Below are 23,346 nucleotides of genomic sequence, written 5' to 3'. Positions count from 1 at the left end.
GCTACTTCTTGTCCTTCTTCTCGACGTCGCCGGAGAGGGCGGCGATGAACGCTTCTTGGGGAACCTCGACACGGCCCACCATCTTCATGCGCTTCTTGCCCTCCTTCTGCTTCTCGAGCAGCTTGCGCTTACGGGTGATGTCACCGCCGTAGCACTTCGCGAGAACGTCCTTGCGCATGGCGCGGATCGACTCGCGGGCGATGATGCGGGCGCCGATGGCCGCCTGGATGGGCACCTCGAACTGCTGGCGCGGGATGAGCTCGCGCAGGCGGCCCGTCATGAGCACGCCGTAGGCGTAGGCCTTGTCGCGGTGCACGATGGCGCTGAACGCGTCGACCCGCTCGCCCTGCAGCAGGATGTCGACCTTCACCAGGTCGGCGACCTCCTCGCCGGCGGGCTCGTAGTCGAGGCTGGCGTAGCCGGCCGTCTTCGACTTCAGCTGGTCGAAGAAGTCGAAGACGATCTCGCCGAGCGGGATCGTGTACTTGATCTCGACGCGGTCTTCGCCGAGGTACTCCATGCCCTGCAGGGTGCCGCGCCGGCTCTGGCAGAGCTCCATGATGGTGCCCACGTAGTCTTTCGGCGCCAGGATGGCGGCGTTCACCACGGGCTCGGAGACGGCCGAGATCTTGCCCTCGGGGAACTCGCTCGGGTTGGTGACGGTGATCGTCTTCTTGTCTTCGGTCGTGACCTCGTAGATGACGCTCGGCGCCGTGGCGATGAGGTCGAGACCGAACTCGCGCTCGAGGCGTTCGGTGATGATCTCGAGGTGCAGCAGGCCGAGGAACCCGCAGCGGAAGCCGAAGCCGAGCGCCACCGAGGTCTCCGGCTCGTAGACCAGCGCGGCGTCGCTGAGCTTCAGCTTGTCGAGCGCCTCGCGCAGCGCCGGGTAGTCGCTGCCGTCGATGGGGTACAGCCCCGAGAACACCATCGGCAGCGGCTCGGTGTAGCCGGGCAGCGCGACGGTGGCCGGCTTCTGCGCCGTGGTGACCGTGTCGCCCACCTTCGACTGGCGCACGTCTTTCACACCGGTGATGAGGTAGCCCACCTCGCCCACGCCGAGACCCTTCGAGGGCGTCGGCTCAGGGCTCGACACCCCGATCTCGAGGATCTCGTGGGTCGCCTTCGTCGACATCATCTGGATGCGCTCGCGCGGGTTCAGCTGCCCGTCGATCATGCGCACGTAGGTGACGACACCGCGGTAGGCGTCGTAGACGGAGTCGAAGATCATGGCGCGGGCCGCAGCATCCGGATCTCCGACGGGCGGCGGGATGAGCTCGACGACGCGATCGAGCAGGTCTTCGACGCCCATGCCCGTCTTGCCGCTCACCCGCAGCACGTCGTCGGGGTCGCCGCCGATGAGGCCGGCCAGCTCCTTCGCGTACTTCTCGGGGTCGGCTGCCGGCAGGTCGATCTTGTTGAGCACCGGGATGATGGTGAGGTCGTTCTCGAGCGCGAGGTAGAGGTTCGCCAGCGTCTGCGCCTCGATGCCCTGGGCGGCGTCGACGAGCAGGATGGCACCCTCGCACGCGGCGAGCGACCGCGAGACCTCGTAGGTGAAGTCGACGTGGCCCGGGGTGTCGATCATGTTGAGCGCGTAGCTCGCGCCGTCGAGCGCCCAGGGCATGCGCACGGCCTGGCTCTTGATGGTGATGCCGCGCTCGCGCTCGATGTCCATCCGGTCGAGGTACTGCGCGCGCATGTCGCGGTCGCTGACGACGCCGGTGATGCCGAGCATGCGGTCGGCGAGGGTCGACTTGCCGTGGTCGATGTGCGCGATGATGCAGAAGTTGCGGATGAACGCGGGGTCGGTGGAGGCCGGCTGGAGGGCCTTCAGGGCTTGGGGACTCACGCATTCCTCTGGGTCGGGGGTGACGTCCCATTCTGCCATGCACCGGATGCGGTGGGCCGCGAGACGGATGCTGTGGAGAACGTCTCTGTTCGTCACGACTGTGGAATACGCATCCGCCGACCCGGTTAGATCGAGACATGGCTATCTTCCTCACCGGCGCATCCGGATTCATCGGTTCAGCAGTTCTCCGCGCCCTGCGCGCCCAGGGTCGCGACGTCGTCGCCGTCGTGCGTGACGAGGCGAAGGCTCGCGACGTCGAGGCGACCGGTGCTCGCGCCGTGGTCGGCACGCTCACCGACCGCGAGCTCGTCGAGAGGCTCGCGCTCGAGAGCGACGGCGTCATTCACACCGCGTCGCCCGGCGACGAGACGAGCGCCGCCTTCGACGAGGGGGTCGTCGACGCGGTGTTCGCGGGGCTCGAGGGCAGCGACAAGCCCTATGTGCACACCGGGGGCATCTGGGTGTACGGCTCGTCGGCCGAGATCACCGAGCGCTCGCCGTTCGACCCGCCGGCGCTCACCGCGTGGCGGCTGCCGATCGAGGAGCGCGTGCTCGGCGCCTCGGGCGTGAAGACCACGATCGTCGCGCCGGCCGTGGTGTTCGGGCACGGCGGGGGGCTGCCGAACGTGATCGCGCAGGCGCCGCGGGGCTCGGGGGTCGCGCCCGCCCTCCAGCTCATCGGATCGGGCGAGCAGCACTGGACCACCGTGTTCGTCGACGACCTCGCCGAGCTCTACGTGCTCGCCTTCGACCTCGCCGACGGCGGCTCGTACTACATCGGTGCCAGCGGGCAGAACCCGACCGTGCGCGAGCTCGGCGAGGCGGCGGCGGTCGCCGCCGGGCTCGACGGGCGGGTCGAGCCGACCACCACCGCCGAGGTGCACGAGTGGCTCGGCGAGGGCCTCGGCGACGCCCTCCTGCTCGACCAGCAGGCCACCGGCTCCGCCGCCCGCATCGACCTCGGGTGGGAGCCCAACGGGCCCACCCTCGTCGACGACCTGCGCGCGGGCGCGTACGCGGGCTGAGCGGCGTCGCCTCCGAACTCGATGGAGGGAGGGTGCCTAAACGGCCCCCTCCCTCCACCCGTTTCGGGAGCTGTCGCGGCAAAACGACGGAGTTCCGGCGGCTTTGTGCAGATCGACGGATGCTCGGTGAGGTTGGTGAGCGAGCATCCGTCGTTTTGCCGCCACTCCCTCCACCCGTATTGGGAGCTGCGCGGCGAGACGACGAAGTTTCGGCGGCTTTGTGCAGATCGACGGATGCTCGGTGAGGTTGGTGAGCGAGCATCCGTCGTTTTGCCGCCACTCCCTCCACCCGTATTGGGAGCTGCGCGGCGAGACGACGAAGTTTCGGCGGCTTTGTGCAGATCGACGGATGCTCGGTGGGGTTGGGGAGCGAGCATCCGTCGTTTTGCCGCCACACCACCCAAGAACCCGCCCGAACTCGAGGGAATACAGCGGCGCCTGCCGAACCGGACGGAGGGAGGGCGCCGAATCGGCCCCTCCCTCCACCCGTATTGGGAGCTGCGCGGCAAAACGACGGGGTCTCGGTGGCTTTGTGCAGATCGACGGATGCTCGGTGGGGTTGGGGAGCGAGCATCCGTCGTTTGGCCGTTGCAGCTGCCGGCGAGCCGCCCGAGCTCGATGGAGTTCTGCGGCCATCACCGGGGTGCGAAACGCCGGAGTTTCGGAGGGTTTGGGCAGATCGACGGATGCTCGGTGGAGTAGCGGAGCGAGCATCCGTCGTTTGGGAGCTGCGTCAGGCGGCGGGCCGGCGGAGCTCGATGGACTTCGGCGGCACCTCCGGAAACGGGTCGAGGGTGGGGGCCGATTCGGCCGCTCGCTCAATCCGGGTCGGCGGGGTCAGCGACGGGAGTGGAGGGCGGCGGTGACTTCCGTGGGGGTGCGGAAGCGGTGGTCGTGTTCGACGGCGTGGACGAGGGTGACGAGGGTCGCGTTGACGGGCGCCGGGCGGCTGAGGGTGGCGGCGGCTACGACGACGGCGCCGTTCAGGTGATCGATCTCGGTGAGTTGGCCGCGGCGGATGCTCTGGAGGGTCGATCCGGGGTTGGGTGTCGAGCCCATGCGGCGGGCCATGGCGCGGGGCACGAGCTGGGCCAGGATGCGCGGGGCACGCTGCACGAAGCGGAGGAGGCGGTCGTCTAGGCCTTGCACCGGCGCGAAGTGCACGCCCTTGGCGCGGGCGATGCCGATGGTCTCCTTCATGCTGGCGAGGAGGACGGCGCGGAGGCGGGGGTCGGCGATGGTCTGCTGGACGGAGAGTCCGGTGATGGCGGGGAGGGCGTTGACGTGGTTGACGAGGAGCTTGGTCCATTGGGCGCCGGCGAAGTCGTCGGTGGTCTCGATGGGCATGACGGGCGAGAGCGCGTCGACCGCGAGGCGGAGGGCCGCCGCGTCGTCGCGGGGCGCGGCGGGCGCGAGCGACTCATCGGTGGGGTGGAGGGCGGTCGCCTCGTCGCTGGGTGAGCGGGGCATGACGGGCGAGAGCGCGTCGACCGCGAGGCGGAGGGCCGCCGCGTCGTCGGGGGGCGCGAACGTCGGGACGGGTGGGTGCGCATCGGCGGCAGGGCGGGGGGCCGCCGTGTCGTCGGGGGACGCGGCGGGCGCGAGCGACTCGTCGGCGGGGCGGAGGGCCGCCGCGTCGTCGAGGGGCGCGAGCGACTCGGCGAGGCGGAGGGCGGCTGCCTCGTCGCGGGTCGCGGCGACCGAGGTGTGAGGGGCGGGCGACGGCGGTCCGCCGGCGGGCGGCGTCGGGGGCGCGACGCGGCCGAGGTAGGTGGAGCCGCTCGCGGTGATGGAGATGCGGCCGGGTTCGAGGTAGGAGGCGGCGAAGAGCGCCAGGGCCCCGATGACGGGGGTGCCGGGCATCTGGGCAGCGGCGGACTCGGCACCGCCGAGCCCGTTCTGCACCACCACGAGCGGAACGCCGTCGAGAACGGGGGCGTTCGCGGCGAGGGCGGAGCGCGCATCCTGAGCCTTCACGCAGAGCAGCGCGAGGTCGGGGCGCCACTCGCGGCTCGCGACGTCGGGCAGATCGAGGAGGGTCTCGGCGGCGCGCGGGTGGGCGAGGTGGTCGCCCCAGGCGCCAGAGAGCCGCAACCCGTCGCGCTGGATGGTCGCGAGGTGCTCGCCCCGGGCCGTCACGACCAGCTCGTACCCGGCTCGATCGGCGACCGCGGCGATCGCCCCGCCGACCGCGCCGGCGCCGACGACGGCGATCCTCACGGCGTCGCCTCGTCCGAGACCGCCGCGGGAGCCGGGAGGCGGCGGATGCCCTCGAGGAGGTCGTCGCGGGAGGCGGCGACGCAGAGGCGGATCCACCCCTCCCCCATGCGCCCGAACGCGCTCCCCGGGGCCACGGCGACGCGCTGCTCGAGCAGGAAGCGCTCGGCCCAGCCGGCCACGTCTCCGCCGGTCGCGTGCGACACGTCGACCCAGAGGTAGAACGCCCCCGTCGGCTCGAGGTAGCGGATGCCGCGCTCACGCAGGAGCGCGGTGGCCGCGGCGAGGTTGTCACGGTAATGCGCCGCCGCCTCGTCCACCGGATGCTGCGGTCCCTCGAGCGCCGCGACCACGGCGCGCTGCGCCGGCGTGTTGACGCAGCTGATCATCGCCTCCTGCGCCGACCTCATGAGGGGCGCGAAGCCCGACGGGGTGAGCAGCCAGCCGACCCGGGCGCCCGTGAGCGCGTAGGTCTTCGACGCCGAGAAGACGGTGAGCACGCGGTCGTCGTCGCCCCGCGCATCCGTTCTCTTCACACTTCTCTCCGGCGCGCCGGTGGGCTCGAGCGAGGCGATGCTGACATGCGGATGCTCGTAGCTGAAACGCTCGTAGACCTCGTCGCTGATGATCCAGAGGTCGTGCTCGTGGGCGAAGTCGAGCAGGGCCTGGAGGGTGCTCTCGTCGAAGACGGCGCCGAGGGGGTTCGAGGGCGAGTTGACGACGAGGAGGCGCGTGCGGTCGGTGACCAGGCGGGCGAGCTCGGCGAGATCGGGCGCGAAGTCGTTCTCGGGACGCAGCGGGTAGGGCACCGGGACGGCGTTCAGCAGGTGGGCGTTCATGGTGAACGTCGTGTAGCCCGGATCGGGCACGAGCACCTCGTCGCCCGGATCGAGCACGAGCGACATGGCGAGGAAGAGGGCCTGCGTCGCGCCGTTCGTCACCCAGACGCGTTCGACGTCGGTGTGGATGCCGTTGCGGCGGGCGACCTCGCGCACGATCGCCTCGCGGAGCGGAGTGATGCCACCGTTCGGGGTGTAGGCGGTGTCGTCGTCTGCCCAGGCTTGGGCGCCCTCGGCGAGGATCGCCGGGGCCACCGGCACGTCGGGTTCGCCGATGACGAGGAGGATGACGTCGTCGAGCGCGTGGGCGAGCTCGAAGATGCGGCGGATGCCGGACGGCGGCACCGAATCGGTGTGCGGGGCGAGACGTGGCATAGGATTCCACGGTACCTCCTGCGCGCGACGGCGAGCCCGTCGCAGATTGATGGGAGGCGCGAGAACTGGTAATGTTGCCTGTTGGCTTACGCATCCACACGTATGTGACGGGTGCGAACAGCGAGTGGCTCCTTCCGCGGCTCGGCCGCAGCGGGTCATCGCACCGCACTCATCCGAACAGATACAGAGGTTATTTCCGTGGCAAACATCAAGTCGCAGATCAAGCGCATCGGCACCAACAAGAAGGCGCAGGAGCGCAATAAGGCCGTCAAGAGCGAGCTCAAGACCGCCATCCGCGCCACCCGTGAGGCCGTCGTCGCCGGCGACAAGGACAAGGCGGCAGCCGCCCTCCTCGTCGCGAGCAAGAAGCTCGACAAGGCGACCTCGAAGGGCGTCATCCACAAGAACCAGGCGGCGAACCGCAAGTCGGCCATCGCCAAGCAGGTCGCCGCTCTCTGAGCCGACCTCGGCGGGCTGCCTGCCCGGTCGCCCGAAGGGCCCCACTCCGGTGGGGCCCTTCGGCGTTTGGGGGGGGGGGCTGGGGGCGCTGCACGTTCTTACGGACAAAGTCCGTGAAGAACTCGGTTATCACGGACTTTGTCCGTAAGAAACGGGTGGGGTGGGCGGTGGTGCCGGATGCTCGGGTGGGTGGGGTGGGGCGCGGGGTTAGAGGGTGCCGCGGGCGGAGATGATGCTGATCATGCGTTCGAGGGCGAAGACGGGGTCGCGGCCGGCGCCCTTGATGCTCTCGTCTGTTTCGGCGAGGACTTGGATGCAGCGGCCGAGGCCCTTGCCGTCCCAGCCGGCGAGGTCGCGGCGGGCTCGGTCGATCTGCCAGGGGGCCATGCCGAGCTGGCCGGCGAGCTGTGCCGAGCCACCGCGCGCGCCGAGCACCTTGGCCATGGTGCGGAGCTTCATCGCGAAGGCCGCGACCATCGGAACCGGGTCGGCGCCCGAGGCGAGCGCGTGGCGCAGGAGCGCGAGCGACTCGCCGTAGTGGCCGGCGAGGGCGGAGTCGGCGACGGCGAACGCGTTGGTCTCGACCCGGCCGGCGTAGTAGCGCTCGACCGTGACCTCGGTGACCTCCTCCGTGGTGTCGGAGATGAGCTGGTTGCAGGCCGCTGAGAGCTCGGCGAGGTCGTCGGTGAAGGCCGACACGAGAGCGCGCAGCGCGCCTGGGGTGACACGCTTGCCGGCCGCCCGGAACTCGGCCGAGGCGAACTCGTACTTGTCGGTGTCGCGCTTCAACTCCGCGCAGACCACCTCGACCGCTACTCCCGCGGCGGCGCGGACGCCCTCGAGGAGCTTCTTGCCGCGCACCCCCCCGCCGTGACGCAGCACTAGGTAGGTGTCGTCGGCCGGGTAGGCGAGGTAGGCGAGGGTCTCTTCGATGAACGCGTCGGTGCACTTCTCGACCGACGACACACGGATGAGCCGCGGCTCGTCGAACAGCGACGGGCTCGCCAGGGTCATGAGCTCGCCCGGGGCGTAGGAGGCAGCGTCGATGTCGGTGACCTCCAGGCTCGGGTCTTCGGCCTTGAGGAGGTCGCGGAGGCGGCGGATGGCCCGGTCGGCGAGGAAGCTCTCGGTGCCCGACACCAGCACGACGGAGGCGGGCCGCACCTCGTTCCACGCGATCTGCGGAATGGCGACCTTCGCCGCCGACTTGGCCGGAGCCTTCGCCCCACGTGCGACCGCCATGACACCCTCTTCCGCTACCTGTCCAGCCTATCCGCCACCCACGACACCGCCGCCCACGGCCCGGACGGCGCTCGCTCCAGACGCTGAGCGTCGGTGGGCCGCTGGCACGGCCCGGCGTGGTGACTCGCTTGGCTTTCGGCGAAGACGCTAAGGCGGACTGCGCTCGCTCCAGACGCTGAGCGTGGGTGGGCTGGCGGCGCGGCCGGATGCGGGGCCGGAGACGCTGACGGTGATGAGGCCCATGGTGTCGGTGCGGAAGGGCTGGGTGCCGGTGCGGGCGAGGAGGGCGAGCAGGCGATCGGTGGGGTGGCCGTAGGTGTTGTCGGCGCCGACCGAGATGAGTCCGAGGCGGGCGGAGATGTGGGCGTAGAGACGGTCGCTCTGGTCGGCGGATCCGTGGTGGGAGACCTTGACGACGTCGACGTGCTCGGGGAGGCCCGCGGCGAGGGTGGCGCCCTGCGGCGACCCGCGAAGGCCGCTCGCGAGAACGGGGCCGGCGGCGTTCTGGCTCGACGCGTCGAGAGCGGCCGGGACGAGGGGGCCGAGGGCGAACGGAGGGGACATATCGACAGTGGCGGGAACGAAGATGCCGGCGGGGCTCGGGCTCGACGCGTCGAAGGTGGCGGGGACGATGCGGCCGGCGGCGGTCAGGGATGACTCGGCGGGGACGAGGGGTGCGGCGGGGCCGGCGGGGTTCGGGGGCGGCGGCGAGGAGGTGGTGGTGGGGAGGAGGGGGGAAGCGGTGAGGAGGGAGGATTGGGCGGACTCGCCGAGGTCGCCGAGGAAGAGGGCGGAGAGGGGGCCGGTGAAGAGGACGGTGACGCTGGCGTCGTTGCCGTGGAGGCGGGTGTGGGGGTGGGGCCAGAGGACGGCCCAGTGGAAGGATCCGAGGTCGCCGTGGAGGCCGCGGGTGCCGTCGACGAGGTGGGCGCCGCCCTGCTCGAGGCGGTCGAGCAGGTGGGTGTCGGCGGCGCCGTCGGGTGGGCCGACGAGGGCGGTGGAGACCCGGCCGATGACGGCGTCGAGGCCGCCGACGTGGTCACGGTCGTAGTGGGTGAGCACGAGGAGGTCGATGTGGTCGATCCTGAGCCGCGAGAGGCACTCCTCGAGCGGATCGGGGTCGGGGCCCACGTCGACGAGCGCGACGCGGTCGGCGCTTCGTAGCAGCACCGCGTCGCCCTGTCCGATGTCGCAGGCTGCGATGACCCACCCGGGCGGGATCGCGGTGTCGCGGGCGACGACGCCGCCGGCCGCGAGGCCGACCGAGACGACGACGGCGACCGCGCATCCGCCAGCAACGAGACGGGTGGCGACGCGGTGCCTTCGAGCCGCCGCGATGCAGAACACGATCGCGCCGAGCAGCAGTACGGCGACGGATGCGGCGAGCAGGCTGTCAGGGAGCGGCACGACCGCCAGCGGAAGACCGGCGAAGAAGCGGGCGACGGCACCGATCCAGGCTGACGGCACCCAGGGCAACCAGGCGGCCACGGCGGCGAGACCCGGCGCCAGCACCCCGAGCAGGCACACGCCGAGGCCGAGGACGCTGACCGCTGCGGCGGCGGGCTCGGCGAGCAGGTTCGCCGGCACCGTGTACGGAGTCAGCTGCGGCGACAGGAGGAACAGCACGGGCTGACAGGCCAGTTGCGCGGCCACCGGCACCGCGACCGCGAGCGCCAGCCAGCGCGGCATGACTCGTTCCGCGAAGGTCGCGAGCGGCCGGGTCAGGAGCAGGAGGCCCGCCGTGGCGAGCACCGACAGGGCGAAGCCCGCACTGCGCGCCAGCCAGGGGTCGACCGCCAGAAGCACGACGACCGAGAGGAAGAGGGGCGGCAGCCCGGCTGCCGGCCGACCGAAGAGGGTGGCGACAAGGACGATGGTCGCCATCGTCGCCGCCCGCAGCACACTCGGCTCGGGGGTGACGAGCACGACGAAGAGCGCGAGCGTGACGAGTCCACCCACGAGGCGCAGCCGGCGACTCGCTCCGAGGGCACCTGCGACGAGCACGGCCGTGCCGACCACGACGGCGCAGTTGGCGCCGGAGACGGCGGTGAGGTGGGTGAGTCCGGTGACAGTCATGGCCTCGGTGAGCTCGTCGGAGACCTGGCGGTCGTCGCCGATGGCGAGACCGGTGAGGAGCTTGCGCCCGTCGCCGGGGAGATGCTCGACCGAGGTGCGGAACGAGCTGCGCACCTGGTCGGCCCAGTCGAGCCACCACTCGGGCGGGGAGACGACCTCGGCGGCGCCTCTTCCGAAGAACAGGAACTCGCGGGAACCACCGGGCTCCACCGCGGTGAGGGTGCCCCGTGCCGTGAGGACGGCACCGATGCGGAGGGTCTCCGGGTCGTCGACCTCGGTGAAGGCGAGCACCGGCGAGCGGGCTGCCGTCTCCACCTTCCCACTGGCGAAGGTCGCGAGTTCTGCCGGCACCTGCACGCGGTGTCGCTCAGACCCGAACGGGGCCGGAGCCGCCTCGGGCAGGCCGGTCACGCGCAGCACCGCCGACCCCACCGCCGAGTCGCCGACCCCGGGCAGTTGGGCGGGGTGCCGGGTCGGGTTCTGCGCGGCGACGGCCGTGCACACCAGCGCGGCCGCAGCGACGCTCACGGCGACGAGAGCCATCGCTGCTGACGGTTTGTGCTCGGTGTCAGTCGGCGGCAATCCGTCGGGGAAGGGATCGTCTCGCCGCCGCACAGCGAGCAGCGCGACGATCGACGCGACCGCGCTGAGCGCCCACAGCACGGCGGTGGCCCACGGTACCCATTCGGGCAACCCGACGACCACGAGCGCGGTCAGCCACGCGGCGGCGGCCGGCATCGCGAGCCGGAGATCGCCGCGCATCAGACGCGCACCAGGTCGCGGAGGCCCTCAAGGGTCTTGTCGCCGATGCCGGTGACCTGCAGCAGGTCGTCGACCGAGGTGAACGGCCCGTTCTCGTCGCGCCACGCGACGATGCGCGCTGCCATCGCGGGCCCGATGCGGGGCAGCGTGTCGAGGTCGGTGGCGGTGGCCCGGTTCAAGTCGATGACCCCACCCGCGCCGGCGCCCCCGCCGGCAGGCACACCGCCGGCGCCTGCCCCAGCGCCGCCCCCGCCCGCCGCAGCGCCGCCCGCCGCAGCCCCGCCCGCACCCGCACCGTCACCCGGCGCCACCTCCCCCACCGCGAGCACCCGCACCTGCTCACCATCGACGAGCACCCGGGCGAGATTCACCGACGACCGCTCTGCCTGCTCGCTGAAGCCGCCCGCCAGTGCCACGACATCGACCACCCTGGCGCCGCTCGCGAGCTCATAGACCCCGGGCGCCGCGACGGCGCCGAGGAGGTGCACCATGATCGCAGCGGGTGTCGGAGCACCCTCGTCAGCGGGCAGCTCCACCGGCCCAGCAGCCGTCGCAGCGCCAGACGCAGCGCCAGACGCAGCGCCCGAGGCAGCACCGCCCGTCGCCGCCACCACCGTCGTCGCCCCCACAGGCGCCAACGCCGTGATGAGCACCGACGCGACCAGCGCCACCACCACCAGCACGATCGCCGCCCCGACGCCCACCCGCACGCTCACGGAAGTACCGGACGGACCGGACGACCCGGCTTGCGAAGGCGACTCAGGGACGGACATGCGGGGAGGCTACGAGCATCCGCCCGCCCTCCCCCGCCCGACCAGTCGAGCTGTGGACGATCGCCCACCCCACGAAGGATGTGGAGAAGGGAACCCGCTACGAAGCCGGCCGCGTCACGAAGTTGATCAGCCGCGGCGCCCGCGCCACCACCGTCACGACCTCCCGGTCGCCGATCGACCGCTTCACCGACGCCAGCTCGCGCGCCTCCGCCTCGAGGGCGGCGCCGTCGATCTTCGGCGACACCTCGAGCCGGTCGCGCACCTTGCCGTCGACCTGCACCACCGCGGTGACGGTGTCTTCGGTGAGCAGCGACGGGTCGGCCCCGCGCCAGCCGTAGTTCGCGATCGACGGCTCGTAGCCGAGCCGCTCCCACATGTCTTCTGCGGTGTACGGCGCGAACAGCGACAGCCCGAGCGCGATCGTCTCGACCGCCTCACGAACCGCCGGGTCGGAGCCGCCGGGGCCCGAGTCGATGGCCTTGCGGGCCGCGTTCACGAGCTCCATCAGACGCGCCACGACCACGTTGAACTTGAACGCCTCGATGAGCCCGGGCGCCTCGGCGAGGAAACGGTGGGTGACCCGTCGGAGCGCACGGTCGCCCTCACGCCAGTTGACCGAAGGCGGCGAGGTGACGTCGGCCGTAAGCCGCCAGGCACGCGCCAGGAACTTCGCCGAGCCGGCCGGCGACACGTCGGCCCAGTCGATGTCGTCTTCGGGCGGGCCGGCGAACGCCATGGTGAGGCGCACCGCATCCACTCCGTGCTCCTCGAGCTGGTCGGAGAGCCGCACCAGGTTGCCCTTCGACTTCGACATGGCCGAGCCGTCCATGAGCACCATGCCCTGGTTGAGCAGCGCGCTGAAGGGCTCGGTGAACCCGACGTAGCCGAGGTCGAACAGCACCTTGGTGATGAATCGCGCGTAGAGCAGGTGCAGGATGGCGTGCGTCACACCGCCCACGTACTGGTCGACGGGCGCCCATTTGTCGACCTGCTTGGGGTCGAACGCCTGCTCGGAATCGTGAGGCGACAGGAAGCGCAGGAAGTACCACGAGCTGTCGACGAAGGTGTCCATCGTGTCGGGGTCGCGGAGCGCCGGCGTTCCGTCGACGGGGTTCGGCACGTTCACCCAGTCGGAGGCCCCGCCGAGCGGCGACGTGCCCTTGGGCGTGAGGTTCAGCCCCTCGGTGGGCGGCAGCAGCACGGGCAGCTGGTCTTCGGGCACCGGATGCTCGGAGCCGTCGGCGCCGTGGATGATCGGGATGGGCGTACCCCAGTAGCGCTGCCGCGAGATGAGCCAGTCGCGCAGGCGGTAGTTCTTGGCCGGCCGCCCGGTGCCCGCCGCCTCGAGGATCTCGATGATCTTGCGGATGGCGTTCGACTTCGACAGCCCGTCGAGCGGACCGGAGTTGATGAGCCGCCCCTCGCCCGCGAGCGCGATACCGGTGGTGGCCGGGTCGAGGTCTTCGAGCTCGGGCAGGTCGTCGGGGTCGATCACGGGGATCACACCCGTGACCGGAGCGAGGGTGTCGACGACCACGCGCACCGGCAGCCCGAAGGCACGGGCGAAGTCGAGGTCGCGCTGGTCGTGCGCGGGAACCGCCATCACCGCACCGTGCCCGTAGTCGGCCAGCACGTAGTCGGCAGCCCAGATGGGCAGGCGCTCCCCGTTCACCGGGTTGATGGCGTAGCGGTCGAGGAAGATGCCCGTCTTCGGGCGGTCGGTCGCCTGCCGCTCGGTCTCCGACGACTTCTGCACCTCGGCGAGGTACTTCGCAAAGCGCTCGCGCACCGCATCCGCGTCGTCTCCGGTTCCCGTGGCGACGAGCTCCTGGGCCAGGTCGGAGTCGGGGGCGACGACCATGAAGGTCGCGCCGTAGAGCGTGTCGGGCCGCGTGGTGAACACGGTCACACGCTCGGAACGCCCCTCGATCTCGAAGTCGACGTCGGCGCCGACGGAGCGGCCGATCCAGTTGCGCTGCATCGCGATGACCTTGGCGGGCCAGGTGCCCTCGAGCTGCTTGAGGTCGTCGAGCAGGCGGTCGGCGTAGTCGGTGATGCGGAAGTACCACTGCGTGAGCTTCTTCTTCACCACGACGGCGCCCGAGCGCTCGGAGGTGCCGTCGGGCAGCACCTGCTCGTTGGCGAGCACGGTCTGGTCGACCGGGTCCCAGTTGACCCAGCTGGCCTTGCGGTAGGCGAGGCCCTTCTCGTACATCTTGAGGAACAGCCACTGGTTCCACTTGTAGTACTCGGGGTCGCTGGTGTGCAGCACGCGGTCCCAGTCGAAGGAGCCGGCGTACTTCTTGAAGCTCGAGTGCTGCTGCGCGATGTTGTCGTAGGTCCACTCGCGGGGGTCGAGGCCGCGCTTGATGGCGGCGTTCTCGGCGGGCAGGCCGAACGAGTCCCAGCCGATGGGGTGCAGCACGTTGAAGCCCTGCTGACGCCAGTAGCGGGCCACGACGTCACCCAGCGCGTAGGCCTCGGCGTGCCCCATGTGCAGGTCGCCGGAGGGGTAGGGGAACATGTCGAGCACGTACTTGCGCGGGCGCTTGTCGCCGTCGAGGTCGGTGCTGAACGGCTTCAGCTCCTCCCAGCGGGGAAGCCACTTCTCCTGAAGGGCACGGATGTCGTAGCGCTCGGCCTCGTCGTGTGCCTGGCCGGGCTCGTCGAAGGTGTTCTCGGTGACCACGTGACTCTCATTCATGCTCGCGCAGGCGAACCACATCGACGGCAGATCTGCCGGAAGCAGTGGGTCGCAAGGATCGGCGCGCACGACGCGCCAGCAAACCACACTACTACCCCGGCAGAACCGCCCCGAGAACCTGCAGCAGAGCCGCCGCCTTCAGCCTCGTCTCCTCGACCTCGTCGGCCGCCACCGAGAGCGTCGTGATGCCACCGCCGGTGCCGATGGATGCTCCCCCCGGCTCCAGCACGATGCTCCTGATCACCATGGCCAGCTCCGCCGCCCCGTCGAACGACAGGAAGCCGAAGGCACCCGCGTAGATTCCGCGCTCGCCACCCTCGAGCCGCTCGAGGTGCTGCATCGCGCTGCGCTTGGGTGCGCCCGTCATCGAGCCGGCCGGAAAGGTCGCGCCGAGCACGTCGATGACGTCGAGCCCCGCCCGCAGCCGGCCCTCGATCGTGCTCACCAGCTGGTGCACCTGCGGATGCGTCTCCACCGCGAGCAGCTCGCTCACCCGCACCGTGCCGAGCTCGCACACCCGGGCCAGGTCGTTGCGCATGAGGTCGACGATCATGAGGTTCTCGGCCCGCTCCTTCTCGCTCGCCAGGAGCTCGGCGGAGAGCCGCGCGTCGTCGCCGGCGTCGGTGCCCCGGCGGCGCGTGCCTTTCACCGGGCGCGTCGCCACCCGGCCGTCGGCCGACACCGCGAGGAAGAGTTCGGGCGAGGCACTGAGCAACGCGGTGTCGTCGAGGCGCAGGTAGCCGCCGTGCGCGGTGGGGCTGAGCTCGCGGAGCCGCAGGTAGGTGCGCCACGGGTCGAACTCGCCGGGCACGTCGAAACGGTTGGTGAGGCAGAGCTGGTAGGCCTCTCCCCGGGCGATGACTCGGCGGCACTCCTCGACGAGCTCGGCGTACCGGGCGAGGTCGTGACGCGGATGCGCGACCGCCCCCGCGGGGACCCCAGCCGAGAAGCGGGTGACGGATGCGCGGCTCAGCTCGACGAGGGTGCGCTCGGTGGCGTCGAGCCAACGCTGCGCGTCCGGTGCCGGGAGGGCGAGGAGGGTGACCTCGCCGGTCGTGTGGTCGAGGGCGATCGCGCGCTCGACGAAGAGGAAACGGGCTGGGGCGCGACCTGCGGGGGTGGTGCTAGGGCCGTGCGCGCGCTCCTCGTCGAGGGTGCCGAGTTCGTACTCGAGCCAGCCGACCCAGCCGAGGGCGAAGGCAGGAGCGGAGGCGGGAGAGGGCTCAGGGGCGGGAGTGGCCGCCCACGCGGCGCGGAGCTCGCCCCACGACCGGGCCTCGACGACGGTCTCAGCGGCGCCGAGATAGCTCATGCCACGGGTGGCCCCGCGGCCCCCGTCGAGCCAGAACGCGCGGGGCGAGTCGCCGTAGAGCGCGGCGAACGCGGCGGCCGGGTCGATGCCCACGGCCAGGGTTCGTCGCAGGGGCGTCGGCGGCACTGTAATAGCGTAGTTCGTGACCCGACGGCGAGAGGAGCGCGCATGGCGACGGCCCCGGCCACCTTCGTCTGGTCGCGCGGCGCGCTCGTGGAGCGGGAGCTGCAGCCGCACGCCGAGCTGCTCGTCGCCGACTCCTGGCTGGTGGAGGCGACGGGTACGGTGCGGGCCCTCGACGCGCACCGCGACCGCTTTCTCGACAGCGTCGCTCAGACGGCTGATGACGCCGCGACGATCGCCGCGGCGACCGCGTTCTGGGGTGCGGCGATCGGGCGGCTGAAGGCGTTCCCGCAGGCTCGGCTGTTTCCGCGGGTGGAGCTGGCGCGGGTCGAGGGCGCCGCGGGGCCCGACAGCGCCGCCGGGCTCGACGGCACCGGCCTCGAGCTCCGCCTCCGCGTGCGCCTCGCGCCCCGCCCGCGCACGAGCTCGGTCGTGGTGACCCGCACCGGAGACGACCCGCGGCGGGTACCGCGCATCAAGGGACCCGACCTCGAGCACCTCATCGCTCTGCGCGGCCAGGCGCAGGAAGACGGTGCCGACGAGATCGTGCTCTTGCACCATGGCCTCGTGGTCGACGGCTGCAGCGCGGCGCTGCTGTGGTGGCGCGGCGAGACGCTCGTGGCGCCGAGCGGCGACCTGGCCAGGGTGGCGAGTGTGACGGCGCGGAGCATCCGGCTCATCGCCACGGCGACGGGAACCCGCGTCGTGGAGGAGCGTGCGCGGCCGGCCGACCTCGAGGGCTGCGAGCTGTGGGCGGTGAACGCGCTGCACGGCATCTCGGTGGTGGAGCAGTGGATCGACGGCCCCGCGCTCGCGGTGCGCCCCTCGCGCGCGGCCACCTGGCGTAAGCGCCTGGCCGCACTCAGCCGCCCGCTCTAGCACCCCCGGCAGGCGGCTCCAGCCGCACGGTCTTCGTCACGAGCTCGCCGGGCACCGGCGTGTGCGAGATGAGCACCACGGCCCGGTCGCCCCGGCCCGCAGCCTGTAGCAGGTCGCGCAGCAGCGCGTCGGCCCGGTCGGGGTCGACGTTCGCGGTCGGCTCGTCGAGCACGAGCACGGGGAAGTCGGCGAGCAGGGCCCTGGCCAGGGCGAGGCGCTGAGCCTGTCCGCCGGAGACCAGGGCGCCCCTGTCGCCGACCCGGGCGTGGAGGCCGCCGCGGGCGCGCATCCAGTCGCCGAGTCCGACGCGCTCGAGCACGGCTTCGAGCTCGTCGTCGGTAGCGGTGTCGCGGGCGAACAGCAGGTTCTGCCTGATGTCGTCGTCGAAGAGGTAGGGCCGCTGCTCGCACAGACCCACCACCCGCCGCACCTCGTCGGCGGGGTACTCGGCCACGTCGACCCCGTCGAGCAGGTAGTCGCCGCCGTGGTCGAGGAAGCGCACGAGCACGTGGGCCAGCGTCGTCTTGCCCGCTCCGCTGCCGCCCCGCACCAGGATGCGGTCGCCCGGCTCCACCTCGAACGACACCGGCGCGAGGGCGAGCGGACGGTCACCCGCACCCGCGCCCGCGCCCGCGCCCGCGCCCCCACCCGCACTCGCGCCCTCACCCCCACCCGGCCACCGCGCCGTCACCCCGCGCAGGCTCAGCCGCACCGCCCCGCTCGGAGCACGGCGGGTGGCGCGGGGCCCGTCGACCGGGATGCCCGCCGGCACCTCGTCGGGCACGACCGAGGCGATGCGCTCGGCGCTCGCCGAGACCTGCCGCCAGGCGCCCGCAGCGAGCGGCACCATCGCCACCACCTCGAACACCGCCATCGGCAGCAGCGCGACCACGGCGAGCGCCGGCCCCCCGAAGCCTCCCGTGCCGAGCGCGGGAACGCCCACCACGAGGGCGAGCACCGTGACCATCCCTGCGACGAGCACCACGAGCGCCGAGGTCGCCCCGATGCCGGCCGAGCGTCGCAGCACCGCGCGGGTCAGCTCGCGGTCGGCAGCAGCCAGCCGCTCACGCCCCTGGGCCACCGCGCCGTAGGCGGTGAGCACGTCGAGGTTCGCCAAGTGGTCGGCGAGCTCGGCCTGGTACGCGCCGCGCAGGCCGGCGATCGCCCGCTCCGCCCGGCCCGAGACGAGCGCGTTCACCACCGTGCCGAGCACGAACACCACGACGAGCGCGACCCCGAGCACCAGACCCGCGGCCGGCAGCACGAACGACATGACGACGACGCTCGCCACCGCCGTGAGCCCCGACACGACGAGGGGCTGCACGACCCGCAGCGGAAGGTTCTGCTGCTCGTCGACGTCGCTCACGAGCCTTGCCAGCAGGTCGCCGCGCCGGGTGCTGCCGAGCCCGTCGGGCGACACCGGCACCAGGCGCTCGTACACGCCCACCCGGAGCTCGGGCATCGTCGCGAAGGCGGCGTCGTGGCTGAACAGCCGCTCGACGTAGCGGAACGCCGCCCGCCCCAGCGCGAACGCCCGCACCCCCACCATCGCCATCGAGAGGAAGAGGATCGGCGGCATCTCCGCCGCCCGCGTGATGAGCCAGGCCGCCGTCGCGAGCAGCCCCACCGCGCACAGCGCCGACAGCAGCCCGAACGCCACCCCGGGCAGGAACCGCCCGAGCCTCGGCTGCGCGAGCCGCAGCACCTCGGCGCGCCTCATCGCGTGCCCCCGTCGTCGGCGGCGGAGGTGGCGGCGACGGATGCTCGTGCCGCATCCGACGACACCCCCGCCTCACCCGCCACCACCGTGATCACCGCATCCGCCGCCGCGACGAGATCGGGCCGGTGCGTCACCACCACCACCGCACGCCCCTCGTCTGCCAGCGCGCGCAGCCCCGCCGCGAACTGCGCCTCGTGCACCGGGTCGAGAGCCGAGGTGGGCTCGTCGAACGCGACCACCGCGCAGTCGAGCCGCCGCGCCCGGTAGATCGCCCGCGCCGCCGACACCCGCTGCGCCTGCCCGCCCGACAGCCCCCCGCCGAGCGAGTCGACCACCGTGTCGAGCCCGATCTCGGGCGCACCGGCGAGCGCCAGTGCGGCCTCGGCGAGCGGATGCTGCGGCTCGGCATCGCCGAGCGTCACGTTCTCGAGCACCGTGCCAGGCAGCACGGCCGCACGCTGTCCGGCCCAGGCGAGCCACGCGCGCGGTGCGGGCTGCCCGCCCACGTCGCTGCCGTCGACGACGATCGTCCCCTCGTGCTCGGCGAAGCCCACGAGAGCGGCGAGCAGCGAGGACTTCCCGCTCCCGCTCTCCCCCACCACCGCGGTCACCTGCCCGGCCCGCGCCCGCGCATCCAGCCCCTCAAAAGCCACGACCTCCCCATAGCGCACACCCACCCCCCTCAACTCAAGGCCGGCACCGATCGACCCGTCACGATCCGCCCTCTCAGCCCGCGCAGAGGGCGGATCGTGACGGGTCGATGCCCCCGCAGCCTCCAGCAGAGAGAACACCTCGGTGGAGGCGGCCACCCCGTCGGCAGCCGCGTGGAACTGGGCGCCCACGTTGCGCAGGGGGAGGAACGCCTCGGGGGCGAGCAGCAGCACGAAGAGGCCCACCTCGAGGCCGAGCGATCCGTCGATGAGCCTCACGCCGATCGACACGGCGACCAGCGCCACCGCGAGGCTCGCCGCCAGCTCCAGCGCGAAGCCGCTGAGGAAGGAGATGCGCAGCACCTTCATGGTCTGCCGCCGGTAGTCGTCGGTGACGGTGCGGATGCGCGCCGCCTGCCGGTGCTGCCGCCCGAACACCGTGAGCGTCGACAGTCCCCCCACCACGTCGAGGAACGCGGTCGACAGTCGGGAGAGCTTCTCCCACTGCTTCTGCTGCACCGACTGGGTGGCGAGCCCGATGAGCACCATGAACACGGGGATGAGCGGGAGGGTCACCGAGACGGTCAGCCCCGAGATCCAGTCCTGCCACCAGATGACGACGAGCACCGCCGGCGTCGCGACCACCGTGAGGATGAGCTGCGGCAGGTAGCGCGAGAAGTACGTGTCGAGCGCGTCGAGCCCGGGCCCCGCCGTCACCCCCACCGCCGTCGCGTTGCGCCCGGCCAGCCAGCCGGGGCCGAGCCGGTCGACGGCGTCAAGCACCTTCGCGCGCAGCTGGCTCTTCACCACCGCCGCTCCCCGCGTGGAGTTGACCTCGGTGAGCCAGGCCGCCGCGAAGCGCAGCACCACCACGCCGGCGAGCGCCGCCAGCCACCCGCCGAGGTCGGCAAGCGACTCTCCGTCGATCGCCCGCACGACGAGCTGCGTCACAAGGTAGGCGAAGGCGATGACCGCCCCCGTCTGCACCACCGCCAGCAGCGCGCCCGCCGCGAAGAACGACCGCGCCGACGCTGCATAGGTCAGGAGGCGGGGATCGAGGGGTCGCACCTGACTAGTGTGCCTCGGCGGGGATGTGAGCACGCGTCACGCGCTTGCGGAACACCCAGTACGTCCAGCCCTGATAGGCGAGGATGAGCGGCAGGAAGATCAGCGCCACCCAGCTCATGATCGTGAGCGTGTACTCCGACGACGACGCGTTCGCCACGGTGAGGCTGTTCGCCGGGTCGTTCGAGGCCGGCATCACGTCTGGGAAGAGCGCGAAGAACAGGCTCAGCACGGCGAGGCCGATGGTGGCGGCCATGAGGCCGAAAGCCAGCTTCTCGGCTCCCCGCCGGTTCGCCAGCACCGCCACCACGAGGGCCACCGCGGCGGCGCCCGAGAGGGCGACGGATGCGACGGTGCCGTGCGCGAGCGAGGTCCAGACGAGGAACGCGGCGGCCACGACCACGGTGACGAGCCCGGCGCGGGTGGCGAGCGCGCGCGCCCGCTGCCTGATCTCGCCGTCGGTCTTCAGCGCCACGAACACCACGCCGTGCGTGAAGAACAGCAGCAGGGTCGTGAGGCCGCCGAGGAGGGCGTACGGGTTCAGCAGGTCGAAGAAGGTGCCGATGTAGTTGTGCCCCTCGTCGAGCGGCACACCACGCACGATGTTCGCGAAGGCGACCCCCCAGAGGAAGGCCGGAACCGCCGAGCCGATCACGATCATCCGGTCGAACCGCTTCTTCCAGGCCGGCTCGGGGCGCTGGTGCCGGTACTCGAACGAGACCCCGCGCAGGATGAGCGCGGCGAGGATGAGCAGCAGCGGCAGGTAGAAGCCGCTGAACAGGGTGGCGTACCACTCGGGGAAGGCGGCGAACAGCGACGCGCCCGCCACGATGACCCAGGTCTCGTTGAGGTCCCAGACCGGGCCGATGGTGTTGATGAGCACGCGACGGTCGGTGTCGTCTTTCGAGAGGAAGGGCAGCGACATGCCGACGCCGAAGTCGAAGCCGTCGAGCACGAAGTAGCCGACGAAGAGGAAGCCGACGATGCCGAACCAGAGAAGTGTGAGATCCATCATGCGCTCCTAGTAGACCGTCGCCTCGTGCTTGAGCTCACCCGTCTCCTCGTCGACCGGGGGTGGAGCATCCGGCCCTTTCTGGATCGCCTTCTTGATGAGCTTGAACTCCACCACCGCGAGCGAGCCGTAGAGCACGGTGAAGACGATGAGCGAGATGAGCACGTCGAGGCCGGTGATGCCGGGCGAGACGGCGTCTTCGGTCTTCAGCAGGCTGAACACGATCCAGGGCTGACGGCCCATCTCGGTGAAGATCCAGCCGACGATCATGGCGCCGAGCGAGAGCGGGAAGGCCCAGACCGCCACGCGCCACATCCAGCGCCACTTCGGCGAGCGCCCGCGGCGGGTGAGCCAGAGGCCGACGACGGCGATGAGCACGTGCAGCATGCCGAGGCCGATCATCCAGCGGAACGACCAGTAGGTGATCCAGATGGTGGGCGTGTAGTCGCCGGGGCCGTAGAGCTGCACGTACTGCGCCTGCAGGTCGTTGATGCCCTCGACCGTGCCGTCGAAGGTGTGGGTCGACAGGAACGACAGCAGGTACGGGATGCGGATGCTGAACAGCTCGCTCACCCCGTCGGGCGTGCCCAGGGTGAACACCGAGAAGGAGGCGTCGGCGCCGGTCGAGGTGCGGTACAGCGCCTCCGCCGCCGCCATCTTCATGGGCTGGGTCTCGACCATCGCGAGGCCCAGCTGGTCGCCGCTCAGCACCGTCAGCGCCCCGGCGATCACCATCATCCAGAGGCCGAACTTCAGCGCGGGGCGCATGGTCTCGAGGTGCTGGTTGCGGTAGAGGTGCCAGGCGGCAGCGGCGATGATGAGGCCGGCCGTCACCATGAAGCAGGCGAAGATCGTGTGCGGGAAGGCGGCGAGCGCCACCTTGTTGGTCAGCAGCGCCCAGATGTCGGTGAGCTCGGCCCTGCCCTTGGCCTCGTTGATCTGGAAGCCCACCGGGTTCTGCATGAAGGCGTTCGCCGCGATGATGAAGTAGGCCGAGAGCACGCTGCCGACGGCGGCGGCCCAGATGGTGAGCAGGTGCACCCTGCGCGGCAGGCGGTTCCAGCCGAAGATCCACAGCCCGATGAAGGTGGCTTCGAGGAAGAAGGCGAGGAGCCCCTCGAGCGCGAGCGGGGCGCCGAAGACGTCGCCGACGAAGCGCGAGTAGTCGCTCCAGTTCATGCCGAACTGGAACTCCTGCACGATTCCCGTCACCACGCCCATGGCGAAGTTGATGAGGAAGACCTTGCCGAAGAAGCGGGTGAGCTGGAGGTACTTCTCCTTGTCTGTGCGCACCCAGGCCGACTGGAAGATCGCGACGGTGACCGCCAGCCCGATGGTGAGGGGCACGAACAGGAAGTGGTAGATGGTCGTGAGACCGAATTGCCACCTCGAGAGGATGAGCGGATCGAGTAGTTCGTTCACGAGGGAACTCCTTGCGCGGAAGACCAGGCCACGCTGCCGCCGCAGTGGATGCGACACCTTGATCCTAGCGAGCTTGTATACAAGCAATCAAACCCATCGGGGAATCCCATGGTTGCTTCGCTAGAGTGTCGTGCATGCCGTGTGGAATACAGCTATGAACGAGGCGCTGTCCTGGATCCTGGATACCGTGCAGTCGGTAGATCCGCTGGTCAGAACGCTTTTGGCTGGCATTGCCATCATGCTCGAGACGAGCGTGCTGGTCGGGCTCATCGTGCCGGGCGACACCGTCGTGATCGTCGCCGCGACCGGGGTTGCATCCCCACTTGAATACATCTCTCTGGTGATCGTCGTGGTGGTCGGAGCACTCTGCGGGGAGAGCCTCGGCTTCGCCATCGGACGCTGGTTCGGGCCGAAGCTGCGCGCCAGCAGGCTGGGCAGGAGGATCGGCGAGAAGAACTGGGTGCGGGCCGAGACCTATCTCGCCCGGCGCGGCGGCATCGCCGTGTTCCTGTCGCGGTTCCTCCCGGTGCTGCACTCCCTCATCCCCCTCACGGTCGGGATGAGCCCGATGCGCTACCGCCGGTTCATGGCGTGGACGGTGCCGGCGTGCATCATCTGGGCCTTCGCCTACGTCTCCGTCGGCGCCTTCGCCGCCGGCTCCTACCGTGAGCTCTCGAAGGAGCTGCACGGAGCGGGCTACATCTTCGTCGCGGTGATCGCCGCGTTCGTCATCACCGTCTTCGTGGTGAAGAAGCTCGTCGGCCGTGCCGAGTCGCGCCACATGCAGGAGACCCCGCCCCCCGCCGCCGCAGCGGAGGAGGACGGGGTCTCGGGGTGAG

General features: G+C 71.1%; 16 protein-coding genes. 4 read left to right on the top strand and 12 right to left on the bottom strand.

Annotated features, from left to right (window positions below; translation table 11 throughout):
- Window position 1 precedes the first annotated feature (1 nt).
- Window positions 2–1,852 carry a translation elongation factor 4 gene (gene lepA, locus HL652_RS04820; protein WP_171707185.1) on the bottom strand — a complete coding sequence of 617 codons (1,851 nt, stop codon included), beginning with the start codon at window positions 1,850–1,852 and terminating at the stop codon, window positions 2–4.
- A gap of 137 nt (window positions 1,853–1,989) precedes the next feature.
- Here lepA and HL652_RS04815 point away from each other — a divergent pair, with 137 nt between their 5' ends.
- The gene (locus HL652_RS04815) at window positions 1,990–2,877 is read left to right on the top strand and encodes an NAD-dependent epimerase/dehydratase family protein (RefSeq protein ID WP_171704240.1); all 888 of its coding nucleotides are present in this window, start codon (window positions 1,990–1,992) and stop codon (window positions 2,875–2,877) included.
- Window positions 2,878–3,714: 837 nt separating this feature from the next.
- On the opposite strand, the gene HL652_RS21660 is transcribed toward HL652_RS04815, so the two are convergent.
- A complete protein-coding gene (locus tag HL652_RS21660; RefSeq protein WP_253743645.1) occupies window positions 3,715–5,097 on the bottom strand; it encodes a ketopantoate reductase family protein in 1,383 nt (460 codons plus the stop codon).
- Complete coding sequence (locus HL652_RS04800) at window positions 5,094–6,308, bottom strand: pyridoxal phosphate-dependent aminotransferase (RefSeq protein WP_171704239.1); 1,215 nt, start codon at window positions 6,306–6,308, stop codon at window positions 5,094–5,096. Before HL652_RS04800 ends, HL652_RS21660 begins: the two co-directional genes overlap by 4 nt.
- Before the next feature lie 198 nt (window positions 6,309–6,506).
- Between HL652_RS04800 and rpsT the strand changes: the two genes are divergently transcribed.
- On the top strand, window positions 6,507–6,767 hold the full coding sequence (gene rpsT / locus HL652_RS04795; protein WP_171704238.1) for a 30S ribosomal protein S20: 261 nt from the start codon (window positions 6,507–6,509) through the stop codon (window positions 6,765–6,767).
- A gap of 207 nt (window positions 6,768–6,974) precedes the next feature.
- On the opposite strand, the gene holA is transcribed toward rpsT, so the two are convergent.
- The 5 genes from holA to HL652_RS04770 all read right to left on the bottom strand — a co-directional run bounded on the left by holA (window position 6,975) and on the right by HL652_RS04770 (window position 15,762).
- Window positions 6,975–8,009 (bottom strand): DNA polymerase III subunit delta, encoded by a 1,035-nt coding sequence (holA, locus tag HL652_RS04790; protein WP_171704237.1) that lies wholly within the window; start codon window positions 8,007–8,009, stop codon window positions 6,975–6,977.
- A 147-nt stretch (window positions 8,010–8,156) separates the two neighbouring features.
- Window positions 8,157–10,847: a ComEC/Rec2 family competence protein gene (locus tag HL652_RS04785; RefSeq protein WP_171704236.1), complete on the bottom strand. Its 2,691-nt coding sequence runs from the start codon at window positions 10,845–10,847 to the stop codon at window positions 8,157–8,159.
- On the bottom strand, window positions 10,847–11,563 hold the full coding sequence (locus tag HL652_RS04780) for a ComEA family DNA-binding protein (protein WP_253743644.1): 717 nt from the start codon (window positions 11,561–11,563) through the stop codon (window positions 10,847–10,849). The genes HL652_RS04785 and HL652_RS04780 overlap by 1 nt, the downstream gene beginning before the upstream one ends.
- A 154-nt stretch (window positions 11,564–11,717) precedes the next feature.
- Entirely contained in the window at window positions 11,718–14,324 is a 2,607-nt protein-coding gene (leuS, locus tag HL652_RS04775; RefSeq protein ID WP_171704234.1) for a leucine--tRNA ligase, read from the bottom strand.
- A gap of 91 nt (window positions 14,325–14,415) precedes the next feature.
- A complete protein-coding gene (locus tag HL652_RS04770) occupies window positions 14,416–15,762 on the bottom strand; it encodes an anthranilate synthase component I family protein (RefSeq protein WP_253743643.1) in 1,347 nt (448 codons plus the stop codon).
- A gap of 42 nt (window positions 15,763–15,804) precedes the next feature.
- On the opposite strand from HL652_RS04770, the gene HL652_RS04765 reads away from it, so the two are divergent.
- Window positions 15,805–16,638 carry an aminotransferase class IV gene (locus HL652_RS04765; protein ID WP_171704233.1) on the top strand — a complete coding sequence of 278 codons (834 nt, stop codon included), beginning with the start codon at window positions 15,805–15,807 and terminating at the stop codon, window positions 16,636–16,638.
- On the opposite strand, the gene HL652_RS04760 is transcribed toward HL652_RS04765, so the two are convergent.
- Genes HL652_RS04760 through HL652_RS04745 form a run of 4 tightly spaced genes read right to left on the bottom strand, consistent with a single transcriptional unit; the run spans window position 16,622 to window position 22,507 of the window.
- Complete coding sequence (locus HL652_RS04760; protein WP_171704232.1) at window positions 16,622–18,358, bottom strand: amino acid ABC transporter ATP-binding/permease protein; 1,737 nt, start codon at window positions 18,356–18,358, stop codon at window positions 16,622–16,624. The two genes, HL652_RS04765 and HL652_RS04760, sit on opposite strands and share 17 nt — an antisense overlap.
- Window positions 18,355–20,076 (bottom strand): thiol reductant ABC exporter subunit CydD, encoded by a 1,722-nt coding sequence (cydD, locus tag HL652_RS04755; RefSeq protein WP_171704231.1) that lies wholly within the window; start codon window positions 20,074–20,076, stop codon window positions 18,355–18,357. The genes HL652_RS04760 and cydD overlap by 4 nt, the downstream gene beginning before the upstream one ends.
- A 4-nt stretch (window positions 20,077–20,080) precedes the next feature.
- Window positions 20,081–21,085, bottom strand: a complete 1,005-nt coding sequence (gene cydB / locus HL652_RS04750) for a cytochrome d ubiquinol oxidase subunit II (protein ID WP_171704230.1) — start codon at window positions 21,083–21,085, stop codon at window positions 20,081–20,083.
- Between the two features lie 9 nt (window positions 21,086–21,094).
- Window positions 21,095–22,507 carry a cytochrome ubiquinol oxidase subunit I gene (locus HL652_RS04745; protein WP_171704229.1) on the bottom strand — a complete coding sequence of 471 codons (1,413 nt, stop codon included), beginning with the start codon at window positions 22,505–22,507 and terminating at the stop codon, window positions 21,095–21,097.
- Window positions 22,508–22,661: 154 nt separating this feature from the next.
- On the opposite strand from HL652_RS04745, the gene HL652_RS04740 reads away from it, so the two are divergent.
- Window positions 22,662–23,345, top strand: coding sequence for a DedA family protein (locus HL652_RS04740; RefSeq protein ID WP_171704228.1), 684 nt, complete (start codon window positions 22,662–22,664; stop codon window positions 23,343–23,345).
- Window position 23,346 lies beyond the last annotated feature (1 nt).

Source organism: Herbiconiux sp. SALV-R1 (genome assembly GCF_013113715.1).
GTDB lineage: Bacteria > Actinomycetota > Actinomycetes > Actinomycetales > Microbacteriaceae > Herbiconiux.
This window is presented reverse-complemented; position numbering and strand designations above follow the sequence as displayed.